Below are 14,915 nucleotides of genomic sequence, written 5' to 3' on the forward strand. Positions count from 1 at the left end.
TGTGAGCGGCGCAAACTCCTATCAACCGTGCTTTCTGATCCCTTGCTATAACCATGGTAGCACCATCGCTGCCGTTGTAGATTCTCTCGCGTCATTTTCCATGCCCATTTTGGTCGTAGATGACGGCAGTGAAGAGGCGACAAAACAAACACTGGATGCGTTAGCAAACGAAGAGAAAATCACCTTAATTCGTCTGACCGAAAACCAAGGGAAAGGCGGAGCGGTAATGGCTGGTATTCAACAAGCCTACGCGGATGGCTTTAGTCATGCGATTCAAATCGACGCCGACGGTCAACATGATCTTGATGCTCTACCTAATCTGCTTCAAGCTTCACAAGATAAGCCAGATAACTTGATTTCAGGCCAACCGATTTACGACGACAGCGTACCAAAATCGCGTCTGTATGGCCGATACGCGACCCATATCTGGGTATGGATTGAAACCTTGTCTCTGTCGATTAAAGACAGCATGTGCGGCTTTCGTGCTTATCCTCTCGAAGCAACGGCCAACGTCCTCAATAAGAATGAGATTGGCAAACGAATGGACTTCGATATCGAGATCCTTGTCCGCATGTATTGGGATGGCACTGATATCGACTTTGTTCCGACTCGGGTGATTTACCCTGAAGGCGGTATTTCTCACTTTGACGCGTTGTGGGACAACGTCAAAATCAGTTGGATGCATACTCGCTTGTTCTTTGGCATGTTGCCACGCATTCCATCTTTGTTAGCTCGAAAACGTCAATCTAAAGACATCGAACAAAAGCACAATCAAAGCGATGCGCATTGGTCGAAACGCAAAGAGCAAGGCACCGTTTTAGGCATCAAGACGCTTCTGGCGATCTACCGTCTGTTTGGCCGCAAAGCGTTCGACTTCATCCTGAAGTTAGTGATGCGCTATTACCACCTTACTGGTAAGTCTTCACGTCAAGCATCTGAGCTTTATCTCAACCAATTACAGACTTACGCGAAACAGCAAAGTTTAGTGTTACCACAGCCACTCGATAGCTATCATCATCTTTTGTCATTTGGCCGCACCATGCTGGATAAGCTGGCCGCGTGGCAAGGTGACTTTGACGTGAGTAATCTCACCATTCATGGTCAGCACCACTTCGAAGCAATGGCAGAGAAACAACAAGGTGTGGTCATTCTGGGCTCACATCTAGGCAACATAGAACTGTGCCGCGCACTTGGTCGTCGCCATTCTCATGTCAAAATTAATGCTTTGGTGTTCACCGAACACGCTGAGCAGTTCAATGCGGTCATGAAAGCCGTAAACCCGAGCTCAGAACTCAACGTGATTCAAGTCAGCTCAATGGGGCCAGACACCGCCATTTTGCTACAACAAAAAATTGAGCAAGGTGAATGGGTCGTGATTGTAGGAGACCGCACTTCAACCAGCGTTGAAAGCCGCGTGGTTTGGGCAGACTTTTTAGGTAAATCCGCCCCCTTCCCTCAAGGCCCATTTATGTTGGCCTCGGTACTGAAGGCGCCGGTATATTTGCTGTTTGGCCTACGAGACGACAATGCCATCACCCCGCACTTCAATGTGTACTTCGAACATTTTAGTGACCAAATCGTCCTACCACGCAAAACGCGCCAAGCAGCGTTAGATACTGTGGTACAGCAATACGCGCAACGATTGGAACACCATACTCTGCAAGCACCGTTGCAGTGGTATAACTTTTTCAACTTCTGGACTTTAAGTAATCAGCAACATGACAACGAACACTAATCAAAACATTACCTTCGGCGCACAAGCTCTTTCTATCGAAGATGTGGTTGCGATTGCACAAGGCGCAAATGCAAGCATGAATGCGTCACCAGAATTTACGTCTAAGATCGATCGTGGCGTCGCTTTTCTAGAGAAATTGCTGAAAGAAGAAGGCGTCATTTACGGCGTGACCACAGGTTACGGTGACTCGTGTACCGTCGCGATTCCACCAGCATTGGTTGATGAGTTACCGCTGCACTTAACTCGCTTTCATGGTTGTGGCTTAGGTGAAATCCTTTCCCACGAACAAGCAAGAGCCGTTCTTGCGACGCGTCTGTGTTCATTATCGCAAGGTGTATCGGGTGTTTCTCACGATCTACTTAACCAGATCGTAAACCTAATCAACCATGATGTTGCTCCACGTATTCCGCAAGAAGGCTCCGTAGGCGCAAGTGGTGACCTAACGCCGCTTTCTTACCTTGCTGCAGCATTGATTGGTGAACGCGATGTGCTTTACAAAGGTGAAGTACGTCCAACCCAAGAAGTGTTTGCCGAATTAGGTATTAACCCAATTACGCTTAAACCAAAAGAAGGGTTGGCGCTAATGAATGGCACATCGGTCATGACTGCGCTGGCTTGTATCGCTTATAAACGCGCAGAATATCTTGCGCAGTTGTGTACCAAGATAACGGCAATGGTATCGGTGGGCATGCAAGGGAATGATTTCCACTTTGATGAAGCCTTGTTCGCCGTGAAGCCGCACCCAGGCCAACAACAAGTTGCCGCTTGGCTGCGTAACGACCTTAAAGCCGAGCGCCCACCACGCAATAGCGACCGTCTTCAAGACCGTTACTCTCTGCGTTGTGCTCCGCATGTGATTGGTATGGTGCAAGATTCTCTGCCTTGGTTACGTCAATTGATCGAAAACGAACTCAACAGTGCTAACGACAACCCAATCATTGATGGTGACAACGAACGTGTGCTGCATGGCGGTCACTTCTATGGCGGCCACATCGCAATGGCCATGGATACCTTAAAAGCGAACATTGCTAACCTTTCTGATTTGTTGGATCGTCAAATGGCACAGCTGATGGATTACAAGTTCAACAACGGCCTTCCGTTTAACCTGACCGGTGCAGAGGGCGAACGTAAACCAATCAACCACGGTTTCAAAGCAGTACAAATCGGCATCTCCGCATGGACAGCAGAAGCGCTGAAACACACCATGCCTGCAAGCGTGTTCTCTCGTTCAACAGAGTGCCACAACCAAGACAAAGTCAGCATGGGCACCATTGCTGCACGCGATTGTATGCGTGTACTGGAACTAACCGAACAAGTTGCAGCCGCGTCATTGCTGGCAAGTGTGCAAGCGGTAGAAATTCGTCGTCGCCATAATGAGCTTGATGAGCACCACATGAGCAGTAACTTGAAGATGATTCGCGATGCGGTACTGGAAGAGTTTGAGTTTGTTGTCGAAGATCGTCCTTTAGAGCATGATCTGCGTAACTTCATTGCTAAAATTCAGCAACGTCAATGGTCGTTGTACGCGGAGGCGTAATGCAAGAACAAGTTCTTTACCCTTTGGAAGCTGAGGTGACGATGATCACCTCATTTCAAGATGCAGATCCAATGGGTGTGATTTATCACGGAAACTTCTTTCGCTATTTTGAAGAAGCACGTCGTGTCCTAATGGAAAAGATTGAATACAGCTACCGCAATATGAATGAGTCTGGCTACATGTGGCCAATCATTGATACGCGCGTGAAGTACGTAAAAGCAATTCCGTTCAATCATGAAATTCGTATTACCGCAAAGCTGACAGAGTGGGAGAACCGCTTGCGCGTCGACTACGTGATCTACGATGCCAACACTGACCAACGTATGTGTAAAGCGCACACGACCCAAGTCGCGGTATCGATTGAGAAACAAGAGATGTGCTTTGCTTCACCTGCCGTATTCATGGACAAAATTGAACAATGGCACAAGCATGGGAGCCTTGCTTAATGCGCAAATGGTTATGCTCTTTATTGATGCTGTTCTCTGTTTCTGCTTGGGCTCAAGTGACTGATTTAGAGTCCCTTCAACAGCAGTTATCTCAGAACGAGATAGTACGTGGTGACTTTAAACAAAGCCGCCACCTTGAAATGTTCAATCAACCGCTAACATCAACCGGTAAATTTACGCTCAGTAAATCGCATGGCTTATTGTGGCAACAACAAGTGCCATTTGCTGTGAACTTAGTGCTTACTCAAAACAAGTTGCGTCAAACGTTTGGGGATCAAGTTTCAAAGATCATTACAGCCCAAGAAAACCCAATGGCGTTTTACTTCAGCCATGTGTTTCTTTCGGTATTCCATGGCGATACTGCAGCACTAAAAGCGCAATTTACGCTTAATTTCTCTGCTCAAGAAAACGGTAAATGGCAACTGGCTCTAACGCCTAAACAAGCGCCCCTCAATGCGGTATTTAAAGTGATTACCCTTTCTGGTGAACAACATATCGACCAATTAATGCTAGAAGAACTGCGTGGTGACAAAACAGAAATCGAGTTCACTCAACAGACTTCACTACCACTGGAAATGACGGATGCTGAAAAGGCTCAATTTGACTTCTAAATTCCGGCTAGGTTCGTACTCACTGGCTTTGGTTTGGTTGGGGATTGTAGTGCTTGCAAGTTCGCTGTTGCTGACGCAATGGCTTGGTAGCGAGCACTCACCAATTGAAACTAACATTCTGAAGCTATTGCCAGAAAATCAGCAAAACCCAATTGCTGAACAAGCCTTCGACGCGGTTTCTAGCAGCATGAGTGATAAGGTTATTTTTGTTTTGTCGGCGCCAGATAAAGCCAAACTTTTTCAGGCTGCGGCAGTATTTGAGCAAGGCTTACAACAAACTCAGCACTTTACTGAAGTTGTCGGCAAAATCTCACCAGACAAGCAAAAAGCATGGGCAAGTTACTACTTCAACCATCGCTTTCAGCAACTCACTCCTGAACAACGCGTACGATTAACAACAAATCCTCAAGCGCAAGTTCAGCATGTGATTCAATCTCTCTACAATCCCTTTTCTGGTGTGACAGGACAAGAGTTACAAACCGACCCGTTCTTACTCTTCCGTGATTATTTAGGTCAGGTAACTCAACAAACCTCAGCGTTTCATTTAGAAAATGGGTATTTGTTTACCGAGAAGAACGGCCAACCTTATTTGTTGATCACGGCGACATTAGGTGGCTCACCTTACGCATTATCAACCCAATTGGCGGTGCCTGAAATTGACCAATTGGAACACACCATTGCTAACAAATATGGCGTACAAACGGCACATACTGGTGTGCTGTTTTATGCCGACTTTGGAACTCAAAGCGCGAAGTCAGAAATCAGTACCATCGGCGTATTCTCTCTGCTAGGAATTGTGGTGCTGTTTCTCGTCGTCTTCCGTAGTGTAACGCCATTGGCTTTAGCACTATTGTCTATCTCGGTTGGACTTGCCGTCGCACTAGGTATCACGACATGGATTTTTGGCAGAGTTCACCTGTTTAGCTTGGTTTTTGGCGCGAGTCTGATTGGGGTTTCCATTGACTACGCTTTCCATTATCTAACAGAACGGTTAGCCGCTGGTAATCAATGGGACAGCCGCTTGGGGCTGAAACACATCTTTGCTGCAATCACACTTGGGCTTGCCACCAGTTTGATTGGCTATTTAGGTATGCTGGTCGCGCCTTTTCCTGGGCTGCAGCAGTTGGCTCTGTTCTCATCGATTGGTTTGATTGCCGCCTATGCGACCGTCGTGGCTTGGTATCCGATATTGGCGACACAGCCCTCTCAATCGGCCGCAATTTTACCGGGTAAACGCTTGCTCTCAGTTTGGTTAAACTTATGGCAGCGCCCTGCTTTCAAATTCGGTTTGCCTGTGTTGTGTTTAGCCATCAGCGGATACTATCTTGCTCAACTCAAATACGATGATGATATTCGCCAACTGCAAGCCATGCCAGCGACGTTAAAGCAACAAGAAGCCTTGATAACACAAGTGAGTGGCATGCAGGCATCACAACAAATGTTGGTCGTTAGTGCTGACTCAGATGAAGCCTTAATGCAGCGCTTGGAAAGCCTTGAGCTGATTTTAGTTAACTGGCAAAAAGAGCGCCTTATCAAAGGCCATCAGAGTTTGGCTCAATACTTAGGTTCGAATCAGCGCCAACAACAAGATTTCAGCTTAATCAGCCACTTGTACCAAACTCAGAGGCCAGCATTAGCAGCAGGATTGCAACTGACTAAAGTGCCAGAGTTACAAGCTGAATTTGCACCGATCACCCTAGCACAGTACCTCAGTAACCCGGTATCAGAACCGATTCGCTTTCTGCATTTAGGTGAGATTGAAGGTAAATCAGCCGCCGTGATTACACTGAATGAAGTTAAGAATCTCGGTCTGGTGCAAGCGTTCGCTCAATCACAAGCTGACGTGACTTACCTAAACAAAGCAGAAGAAATTTCTACCCTGTTTGGTGAATACCGAATCAAAATCATGGAGCTATTACTGGCAGCGACAGCCTTAATTTTTGCGGTATTAGTCAAACGCTACGGCTTTAAACACGCTTGGCGAATCTTGTTACCGTCTGCCATTGCTTGTGCCGGTGGCCTGGCAACAGCCGTGGCCGCGGGTTCAACGCTCAATCTGTTTAACTTACTTGGCCTGATTTTGATTCTTGGTATTGGTATCGACTACACCTTGTTCTTTGCCGAGAAGGCTCGCAGTCTCAGCACCTTGCTTGCAATTACGTTGTCAGCCATTACCACGGTCTTATCTTTTGGTCTGCTCTCGTTGAGCCAAACGCATGCCATCCATAGCTTTGGTATCACGGTGTTAAGCGGTATTTTTATCGCTTGGCTGCTCTCTCCTATCGCCATCATGACGGAAGATAAATCACAATGAAGCTCAGAACGATGAAGCCCATAACGATGAAGATAACCACGATGCTCCGAGTTACTGTTGGCCTCACGCTAAGCATTCTGCTCAGTGCGTGTAGCTTAGTTCCTCAGCAGTCAACGCCAACGGTGGAAATAGCCAAAGGCACCCAAGTCTCTCTTCCAGCCCCGAGCGCACTAGGCTACCAGCTCACAGCAAGCCAATTGATCACCGCGACTTGGTCGATTGATGGCAAAGACAAGCAAGAACAATTACCCGTACAACTGCAAGTCAGCGACGCTGATGTGGTCTTGGCTGGTTTTTCCTCATGGGGAACTCGCGTCTTGTCACTGCAATACGATGGCACGCAAATCAATACTGAAATTTTAAACGGGCTACAAGGCACCTTACCGGAACCAGAGCAGGTACTATTCAATCTAATGATCACGCTGTGGCCGAGTTCCGCTTGGGAAGCGCCGCTAAATAAGGTAAGGTGGCGAATGATTGATGATGGATATTCCCGAACCGTATTTGATAGCGACGGTGAAAAGGTCATAGAGATACGCTATGCAAACGCTGACAAGTTAAAAGGTCAGGTTGATTTTCACCACCTCAAACATGGGTTCTCAATCTCCATTCAAACACTGCAATATCAATTAAACTAGAACGACCTTAGTAAATCTATATGCCAACTCGCTCTCCTCAACCTTTGTATATTCAGGCCTGTGGTTTTCATTCCGCATTAGGCAAAGATGAAAACGTTATTCATCGGTGCCTAGCTGGAATTCAACCATCTAACATGGTCATTGATGCGGATATTCTGAACTCTGGCCGCCAAACAGTGATTGGCCGAGTGGCAGAGTCGTTACCAGAGGTGCCGCCTGAGTTAGTCCCATTTGATACTCGCAACAATCGTCTGGCACTATCTGCTCTTCGTCAGATTGAAGGGCCTGTGCGCGACGCCATAGAACAGTATGGTGTAGAACGTGTTGCCGTTGTTATCGGTAGCAGCACGTCAGGCATCACCGATGGCGAGGTGGCATTTGCAGAAAAACTCTCCGAAGGAGACTTCCCTGCAAGCTACCACTATCGCAAGCAAGAACTTGGCAATTGCAGTGACTTTGTCGCCGCTTATTTTGGTTTAACCGGACCGTGTTATGCAGTTTCCACAGCTTGCTCTTCGAGTGGCCGCGTATTTATTACTGCTCGACGCCTGATTCGAACCGGGCTTGTAGATGCGGTGATTGTCGGTGGTGTCGATACGATTTGTCGCCTAACACTTAACGGCTTCAACGGATTAGAAGCTCTTTCAGAACAGCACTGCGCACCTTTCAGTGCTGACCGTAATGGCATCAACATTGGCGAATCGGCTTCTATCATGTTGCTAAGTACATCTCCAACCAAAGTGGCCTTACTTGGCACCGGTGACAGCTCTGACGCGCATCATATCTCCGCCCCTCACCCTGAAGGTGTTGGCGCAGAACAAGCGATGATGAAGGCACTCGAGAACGCGCGCTTATCACCAAGTGACATTGGTTACATCAACGCCCATGGCACAGCAACACCACTGAATGATTCGATGGAAAGCAAAGCCATCCATCGTTGCTTTGCCGATGCAGTCCCTGTCAGCTCAACCAAACCGTTAACAGGTCACACATTGGGTGCAGCCAGCGCCACAGAAGCGGCCATTGCGTGGCATATTTTAAATTACGACCTCGACCTTCCGATTCAGTCTTGTGAAAATAAAGCCGAAGACATCGAGATTTCGTTGGTAGAAACAGCAACGAAACTGAATGGTAAGGCCATTTTAAGCAACTCTTTTGCTTTTGGTGGTAATAACGTTAGTCTCATTTTTGGTTACGCTCATGACTAAACTTCCCCCTATTGAACAACTGCTTCCGCACGATAAACCGATGATTCTGGTTGATCGTGCTTTAGACGTTCAGCAAGACACCATTCATTGCCAAGTTGATATCGGTGACCACAATCCATTCTTCAACCAAGAAAGCCTCTCGGTGCCTGCTTATGTCGGTATCGAATTCATGGCTCAATCTGTCGCCGCTTGGTCCGGCTATCACGCGCTTACTCAAGGTGAAGAACCGCCCATCGGTTTTTTGCTTGGCAGCCGACGCTACGTGGCAGATTGCGATGCGTTTATGCAGGGGCAAATACTCGACGTATACGCAGAAAAAATGATGGAAGACAATGGTATGGCAGTATTTTCGGCTCGAATTGAGTGGCAAGAAAATACCATTGCGACCTGCCAACTGAACGTTTACGTCCCATCAGAAGAAAAATTAAAAGAAATGAAAATCAGGAGTCAACAATGACCCGACAAGTCCTCGTAACAGGTGCTAGTAAAGGCATCGGTAAAGCCATCGCCGTTCAACTTGCGAAAGACGGTTTTGACATCGTCGTGCATTACATGGGCGATCAACAAGGCGCACAAGATACTTTAGGTACTATCCAACAAAATGGTGGCAACGGCCGCCTAATTCAGTTTGATATCAGTAACCGTGAAGAATGCCGCAACAAGCTAGAAGCGGACATTGCCGAGCATGGCGCATACTACGGCGTAGTTAACAATGCTGGGATTACTCGCGACACCGCCTTCCCTGCAATGACAGAAGAAGAGTGGGACGGTGTGATTCATACTAACTTAGATAGCTTCTACAATGTCCTGCACCCTTGTGTGATGCCAATGGTACAAAAACGCAAAGGCGGCCGCATTGTAACGCTAGCTTCGGTATCTGGCTTGATGGGCAACCGCGGCCAAACCAACTACAGCGCAGCAAAAGCAGGCGTGATTGGTGCAACTAAGTCATTGGCTCTTGAGCTAGCAAAACGCAAGATCACCGTAAACTGCGTGGCGCCCGGTCTTATCGATACTGGCATGGTAGACGAGCACGTAAAAGAGCACGCGATGCCACAAATCCCTCTGCGCCGCATGGGTGAACCAGAGGAGGTCGCTGGCCTTGTGAGTTACTTAATGTCAGACATCGCGGGCTACGTGACTCGCCAAGTCATTTCAGTAAACGGAGGCTTAGTATGAGTCGTCGAGTCGTTGTAACAGGTATGTCCGGCGTTACTGCTTTTGGTAACGATTGGTCTGCAGTAGAACCTAAACTACGCGATTGTCAAAACGCCACTCAATACATGCCCTCTTACGAGCAATATGATGGTTTGAATACCAAACTGGCAGCCCCAGTCATGGATTTTGAACTGCCTAAGCACTACAAGCGCAAACAAGTTCGCGGCATGGGTCGTGTTTCTAAACTGGCTACCGTAGCCACCGAAAACGCATTAAACCAAGCTGGCTTAATTGGCAACGAAGTGCTGACAAACGGTCAAACTGGCATTGCTTACGGCTCTTCAACAGGCAGTACCGATGCGATTGGTGCCTTTGGTGTCATGCTTAACGAGAAAACCACCAAAGCCATCACTGCAACCACCTACGTACAAATGATGCCGCACACGACTGCAGTTAACGTTGGGCTGTTCTTCGGCTTACGTGGTCGAGTGATTCCGACCAGCAGCGCCTGTACTTCTGGCAGTCAAGCGATTGGTTACGCCTACGAAGCTATCAAACACGGCTACCAAACCGTTATGGTTGCAGGTGGCGCTGAAGAGCTTTGTCCGACAGAATCTGCTGTCTTCGATACCCTTTTTGCGACCAGTCTAAAAAATGAAGAGCCGAAAAGCACACCGAGGCCTTATGACACTGACCGCGACGGCCTAGTGATCGGTGAAGGTGCGGGTACGTTGGTTTTAGAAGAATACGAACACGCCGTTGCACGTGGTGCGACAATCTATGCAGAGATTATCGGCTTTGCAAGTAACTGCGATGCGGCACACGTGACGCAACCTCAAATGGAAACCATGCAGATCTGTATGGAAATGGCGTTACAAAATGCAGGTATTCCTGCGGATAAAATCGATTATGTTTCCGCTCACGGAACGGCAACCGACCGAGGAGATATCGCAGAAAGTAACGCGACTGCCAATGCACTCGGTAAAGTGCCAATCAGTTCTTTAAAGAGCTACTTTGGCCATACTCTGGGCGCTTGCGGCGCTATCGAAGCCTGGTTAAGTCTTGAGATGATGCATACAGGTTGGTTTAGCCCGACCCTTAACTTGGATAATCTCGATCCACAATGTGGTGATCTCGATTACTTATCCGGTCAAGGCCGTGAACTGAAAGTGGAATACTTAATGAGCAACAACTTCGCGTTCGGTGGCATCAACACTTCGATCATTTTTAAGAAGATTTAACCCGTTAAAAAGGCGCTAGTAGAGACTAGCGCTTTTTTATTAAATTGGCTAAAACGACAAAGCCCCGATAACTCGAGGAGTTATCGGGGCTTTTGAATAAATGGCACGCCCTATAGGATTCGAACCTATGACCACATCCTTAGAAGGGACGTGCTCTATCCAGCTGAGCTAAGGGCGCGCTACAGGGACAGGATTATACGAGTTCAAGCGCTTAAATCAACGTGTTTTCATAACATTCTGATCTGAATGCCTAAAAAAAGGGCATTGAAACGAGAAATGTTCAAAAACACCACAAAGCAAACGTTTGCGTATGGATGTTAAATAGATTTTCTGCGACAATGCGCCGCAAATAATTTCCCTTCTCAATTTAAAAGGAAAGTCATGACTGCTCAAAATATAGATGGAACTCTCATTTCCCAAACTGTTCGATCCGAAGTTGCAGCACGAGTGAAAGCTCGCGTTGGAGCGGGCCTACGTGCACCAGGTCTTGCAGTTGTTCTAGTTGGTGAAGACCCAGCTTCTCAAGTTTACGTTGGCAGCAAACGCCGTGCGTGCGAAGAAGTTGGCTTTGTCTCTAAGTCTTTTGACCTTCCTGCGACTACGTCGGAAGAAGAGTTGCTATCTCTCATTGACGAGTTGAACAATGATGCAGAAATCGACGGTATTCTTGTTCAGTTGCCACTTCCTGCTGGCATCGATGCAACGCATGTTCTTGAGCGTATTCACCCAGAGAAAGACGTGGATGGCTTCCACCCTTATAACGTGGGCCGTCTAGCGCAGCGTATTCCTAAGCTTCGCTCTTGCACGCCAAAAGGCATCATTACTCTTCTTGATCGTTACAACATCGAACTACGTGGCAAGCACGCGGTTGTGGTTGGCGCATCAAACATCGTTGGTCGTCCTATGACACTTGAGCTGCTACTTGCAGGCTGTACAACGACAACTTGTCACCGCTTTACGAAAGATCTAGAAGGCCACGTTCGCCAAGCTGATCTTGTTGTGGTTGCGGTTGGTAAGCCAAACTTCATTCCTGGCGAGTGGATTAAGAAAGGGGCTGTTGTGGTCGATGTGGGCATCAACCGTCTTGAATCTGGCAAGCTAGTCGGCGACGTGGAATACGATAAAGCACGTGAGAACGCGAGCTTTATTACTCCTGTACCGGGCGGCGTAGGTCCTATGACGGTAGCAAGTCTAATTGAGAACACGATGCTCGCTTGCGAGCAGTTCCATACGAAGAAATAAAAAATTACCGATACTGAAAGGGCTCCGAAAGGAGCCATTTTTGTTTGGAGCAGCAACCCCCTCTAACTCCCCCTTAAAAATGGGGAGGACCTGACTGAGATCTCTATTCGTTCGCTAACTTATTCAAATGCAGCGACCAGATTTAGTTCGGAGTAATAATCCCCTCTAGCTCCCCCCTGAAAATTGGGAGGACCTGACTGAGCTAACTTTTGGTTCGCTGACTTATTCAAATACCGAAACTGGATTTAGTTCGGAGTAATAACCCCCTCTAACTCCCCCTTGAAAATGGGGAGGACCTGACTGAGCTCGCTACTCGTTTGTTAACTTATTCAAATGCAGCAACCGGATTTAGTTTGGAGTAATAATCCCCTCTAGCTCCCCCCTGAAAATGGGGAGGACTGGACTGAGCTAGCTACTCGTTTGTTAACTTATTCAAATGCAGCTACCGGATTTAGTTCGGAGTAATAATCCCCTCTAGCTCCCCCCTGAAAATGGGGAGGACTGGATCGCTCTAACAGATGCAATCAAAGCAAACATTATATGAATTCTCGATTATCGCTTCACACTAAGCGCACTCCGCTCTAGTCCCCTCCCCTTTTTAAGGGGAGGGTTAGGGAGGGGTTGAGAACGCAAAGGAAGCACAAGTGCAACAACGAACGTTTAACTTGAAGTATCAAAAGAAAATCAGAAGCCAGCTACGCTCGAATATGCCAAAACCTGAAGAAGTACTTTGGCAAAAAATTAGACGAAAACAACTCGGTGTAAAGTTTCGTAGGCAACACGGTATTGGTCGCTACATCGTTGACTTCTATTGTGCAGAATTGAGTCTCGTAATAGAAATTGATGGCGATAGCCATTTCTCTACCGAGGGAAAAGAGAAAGATACAAAGAGGGATGCATTCATAGAAGCGTTGGGGATTAAGGTTCTGCGATTTACCAACGAAGAAGTGATGAAGCAAACCGAGTCTGTTTTGGAAAGGATTATTCAATTTAGTTCGGAGTAATAACCCCCTCTAACTCCCCCTTGAAAATGGGGAGGACCTGACTGAGATCGCTATTCGTTTGTTAACTTATTCAAATGCAGCAGTCGGATTTAGTTCAGAGCAGCAACCCCCTCTAACTCCCCCTTGAAAATGGGGAGGACCTGACTGAGATCGCTATTCGTTCACTAACTTATTCAAATGCAGCGACCGGATTTAGTTCGGAGCAGCAACCCCCTCTAACTCCCCCTTGAAAATGGGGAGGACTGGATCGCTCTAACAGATGCAATCAAAGCAAACATTATATGAATTCTCGATTATCGCTTCACACTAAGCGCGCTCCGCTCTAGTCCCCTCCCCTTTTTAAGGGGAGGGTTAGGGAGGGGTTCTGTTACAAACTCAAAATCACGCCAGCGATTGATGCACTCATCAAGTTCGCCATTACACCTGCTGCAATTGCACGGAAACCGTATTTCGAGATGAATGAACGCTTCTCTGGTACGAGTGAGCCTAGACCACCAATCAGCATTGCCATGGTTGAAATGTTTGCGAAACCACACAGTGCGAAGGTTACGATAGCTTGTGAGTGTGCGCTTAACTGAGACTTCACTTCCATCAGTTGGATGAAGGCCACGAACTCGTTTACCACAATCTTGTTACCGATCAGAGAACCAGCCACGATAGCTTCGTTCCAAGGGATACCCAGCAACCATGCGATTGGTGCGAATAGGTAACCAAGTACTAGCTCGAAGCTCAGTTCCATGCCAAACAGACCGCCAAACCAGCCTAGAATGCCGTTTAGCATCGCGATAACACTCACAAACGCCAATAGGGTTGCACCTACCGCTACTGCGATACGTAGACCAGACATTGCGCCGTCTGCCATTGCTTCAACCACGTTGGTTGCTCGTGGAATTTCTACTTGGTCTAGGTCGATATCTGGAGTTGTGGTGTCTGTCTCTGGCATCATGATTTTGGCCATCAGAAGACCCGCAGGCGCAGACATGAATGCCGCTGCGATTAGGAAGTTCAGATCCACACCCAGTGATGCGTAACCTACTAGTGTGCCACCAGCAACCGATGCCAAACCACCAGTCATTACTGCGAAGAACTGAGAGTCTGTCATGTGCTTAAGATATGGCTTAACGACTAGTGGTGCTTCAATCATGCCCACGAAGATGTTCGCTGTAGCAGACAGTGATTCTGCTCGGCCAGTGCCTAACAAGCGCTGTAGACCACCACCGATTAGGTTGATCACTTTAGGCATCAGACCGATGTGGTACAAACCTGAAATCAGTGCTGAAAAGAAGATAATAATGCCAAGTACGTTGATCGCGAAGGTAAAGCCACCTGTTGCTAGGTTGCCAAATAGGAACGCGATGCCCTCTTGACCGTAGTTGATCAGATTAGAAACCGCGCCAGTTACTGCGTTAAGCGCTTCTTTACCCGCTGGGACATACAATACCAAAAGCGCGAAGATAACTTGCAGAGCAAAAGCCAAAGACACCGTTCGTAGACGAATGTTCTTACGGTTAGTCGAAAGCAGCCATGCTACGAATAGGATGGCTACGATACCAAGAATTGAGTTCATAAAATGAATCCGACAAAGGGAAAACAGGAAAGGCGTCGGATTGTATAGAGCATAATAAATGCTGCAAGTTGGAGATGTTAACAGGCTGAATAAGTCGGCTGGTTGCAATTTAACCAGCCAAATAACCCATTGAATTAAATGAAGATAAACGTTTGCCTAAAATAATTATTTCCAAATGGAAAAGATGTTTCTGAATTTGGAAAAATTTTGTGAT

At 47.3% G+C, this 14,915-nt stretch carries 13 protein-coding genes and 1 tRNA gene; 12 read left to right on the forward strand and 2 right to left on the reverse strand.

Features of this window, described 5'->3' with window-relative positions; genetic code table 11:
- Position 1: 1 nt before the first annotated feature.
- From OQJ86_RS18750 to OQJ86_RS18795, 10 genes are read left to right on the forward strand one after another with little or no spacing between them, the layout of a single operon-like run.
- On the forward strand, positions 2 to 1,735 hold the full coding sequence (locus tag OQJ86_RS18750) for a glycosyltransferase family 2 protein (RefSeq protein WP_265989148.1): 1,734 nt from the start codon (positions 2 to 4) through the stop codon (positions 1,733 to 1,735).
- Positions 1,719 to 3,272, forward strand: a complete 1,554-nt coding sequence (locus tag OQJ86_RS18755; protein WP_265989150.1) for an HAL/PAL/TAL family ammonia-lyase — start codon at positions 1,719 to 1,721, stop codon at positions 3,270 to 3,272. Before OQJ86_RS18750 ends, OQJ86_RS18755 begins: the two co-directional genes overlap by 17 nt.
- Complete coding sequence (locus OQJ86_RS18760) at positions 3,272 to 3,718, forward strand: acyl-CoA thioesterase (RefSeq protein ID WP_265989152.1); 447 nt, start codon at positions 3,272 to 3,274, stop codon at positions 3,716 to 3,718. Before OQJ86_RS18755 ends, OQJ86_RS18760 begins: the two co-directional genes overlap by 1 nt.
- The gene (locus OQJ86_RS18765; RefSeq protein ID WP_038865630.1) at positions 3,718 to 4,329 is read left to right on the forward strand and encodes a LolA family protein; all 612 of its coding nucleotides are present in this window, start codon (positions 3,718 to 3,720) and stop codon (positions 4,327 to 4,329) included. The genes OQJ86_RS18760 and OQJ86_RS18765 overlap by 1 nt, the downstream gene beginning before the upstream one ends.
- Complete coding sequence (locus OQJ86_RS18770) at positions 4,301 to 6,643, forward strand: MMPL family transporter (protein WP_265989155.1); 2,343 nt, start codon at positions 4,301 to 4,303, stop codon at positions 6,641 to 6,643. Before OQJ86_RS18765 ends, OQJ86_RS18770 begins: the two co-directional genes overlap by 29 nt.
- Before the next feature lie 26 nt (positions 6,644 to 6,669).
- Positions 6,670 to 7,281 (forward strand): DUF3261 domain-containing protein, encoded by a 612-nt coding sequence (locus OQJ86_RS18775; protein WP_265989157.1) that lies wholly within the window; start codon positions 6,670 to 6,672, stop codon positions 7,279 to 7,281.
- A 20-nt stretch (positions 7,282 to 7,301) separates the two neighbouring features.
- The gene (locus OQJ86_RS18780) at positions 7,302 to 8,489 is read left to right on the forward strand and encodes a beta-ketoacyl-[acyl-carrier-protein] synthase family protein (protein WP_265989159.1); all 1,188 of its coding nucleotides are present in this window, start codon (positions 7,302 to 7,304) and stop codon (positions 8,487 to 8,489) included.
- Positions 8,482 to 8,946, forward strand: a complete 465-nt coding sequence (locus OQJ86_RS18785; RefSeq protein WP_038865636.1) for a hotdog family protein — start codon at positions 8,482 to 8,484, stop codon at positions 8,944 to 8,946. The genes OQJ86_RS18780 and OQJ86_RS18785 overlap by 8 nt, the downstream gene beginning before the upstream one ends.
- On the forward strand, positions 8,943 to 9,668 hold the full coding sequence (locus tag OQJ86_RS18790) for a 3-ketoacyl-ACP reductase FabG2 (RefSeq protein WP_039975601.1): 726 nt from the start codon (positions 8,943 to 8,945) through the stop codon (positions 9,666 to 9,668). Before OQJ86_RS18785 ends, OQJ86_RS18790 begins: the two co-directional genes overlap by 4 nt.
- Positions 9,665 to 10,888 (forward strand): beta-ketoacyl-ACP synthase, encoded by a 1,224-nt coding sequence (locus OQJ86_RS18795; protein WP_171373602.1) that lies wholly within the window; start codon positions 9,665 to 9,667, stop codon positions 10,886 to 10,888. Before OQJ86_RS18790 ends, OQJ86_RS18795 begins: the two co-directional genes overlap by 4 nt.
- A gap of 101 nt (positions 10,889 to 10,989) precedes the next feature.
- On the opposite strand, the gene OQJ86_RS18800 is transcribed toward OQJ86_RS18795, so the two are convergent.
- Positions 10,990 to 11,066, reverse strand: a tRNA-Arg gene (locus OQJ86_RS18800).
- 203 nt (positions 11,067 to 11,269) lie between these two features.
- On the opposite strand from OQJ86_RS18800, the gene folD reads away from it, so the two are divergent.
- The gene (gene folD / locus OQJ86_RS18805) at positions 11,270 to 12,130 is read left to right on the forward strand and encodes a bifunctional methylenetetrahydrofolate dehydrogenase/methenyltetrahydrofolate cyclohydrolase FolD (RefSeq protein WP_039975596.1); all 861 of its coding nucleotides are present in this window, start codon (positions 11,270 to 11,272) and stop codon (positions 12,128 to 12,130) included.
- A gap of 644 nt (positions 12,131 to 12,774) precedes the next feature.
- The gene (locus OQJ86_RS18810) at positions 12,775 to 13,134 is read left to right on the forward strand and encodes an endonuclease domain-containing protein (protein ID WP_080869700.1); all 360 of its coding nucleotides are present in this window, start codon (positions 12,775 to 12,777) and stop codon (positions 13,132 to 13,134) included.
- Between the two features lie 367 nt (positions 13,135 to 13,501).
- Here OQJ86_RS18810 and OQJ86_RS18815 read toward each other — a convergent pair whose 3' ends face one another.
- Positions 13,502 to 14,701 (reverse strand): NupC/NupG family nucleoside CNT transporter, encoded by a 1,200-nt coding sequence (locus OQJ86_RS18815; RefSeq protein WP_042606107.1) that lies wholly within the window; start codon positions 14,699 to 14,701, stop codon positions 13,502 to 13,504.
- Between the last annotated feature and the right edge of the window lie 214 nt (positions 14,702 to 14,915).

The organism is Vibrio sp. Sgm 5 (genome assembly GCF_026241575.1).
GTDB classification, from domain to species: Bacteria; Pseudomonadota; Gammaproteobacteria; order Enterobacterales; family Vibrionaceae; genus Vibrio; species Vibrio jasicida.

Excerpts from the sequence above, each read along its gene's own strand:
- OQJ86_RS18780 (WP_265989159.1), top strand. The coding sequence starts at position 7,302 with ATGCCAACTCGCTCTCCTCAACCTTTGTATATTCAGGCCTGTGGTTTT.
- OQJ86_RS18815 (WP_042606107.1), bottom strand. The coding sequence starts at position 14,701 with ATGAACTCAATTCTTGGTATCGTAGCCATCCTATTCGTAGCATGGCTG.
- OQJ86_RS18785 (WP_038865636.1), top strand. The coding sequence starts at position 8,482 with ATGACTAAACTTCCCCCTATTGAACAACTGCTTCCGCACGATAAACCG.
- OQJ86_RS18795 (WP_171373602.1), top strand. The coding sequence starts at position 9,665 with ATGAGTCGTCGAGTCGTTGTAACAGGTATGTCCGGCGTTACTGCTTTT.
- folD (WP_039975596.1), top strand. The coding sequence starts at position 11,270 with ATGACTGCTCAAAATATAGATGGAACTCTCATTTCCCAAACTGTTCGA.
- OQJ86_RS18755 (WP_265989150.1), top strand. The coding sequence starts at position 1,719 with ATGACAACGAACACTAATCAAAACATTACCTTCGGCGCACAAGCTCTT.
- OQJ86_RS18775 (WP_265989157.1), top strand. The coding sequence starts at position 6,670 with ATGAAGATAACCACGATGCTCCGAGTTACTGTTGGCCTCACGCTAAGC.
- OQJ86_RS18770 (WP_265989155.1), top strand. The coding sequence starts at position 4,301 with ATGCTGAAAAGGCTCAATTTGACTTCTAAATTCCGGCTAGGTTCGTAC.
- OQJ86_RS18760 (WP_265989152.1), top strand. The coding sequence starts at position 3,272 with ATGCAAGAACAAGTTCTTTACCCTTTGGAAGCTGAGGTGACGATGATC.
- OQJ86_RS18790 (WP_039975601.1), top strand. The coding sequence starts at position 8,943 with ATGACCCGACAAGTCCTCGTAACAGGTGCTAGTAAAGGCATCGGTAAA.
- OQJ86_RS18765 (WP_038865630.1), top strand. The coding sequence starts at position 3,718 with ATGCGCAAATGGTTATGCTCTTTATTGATGCTGTTCTCTGTTTCTGCT.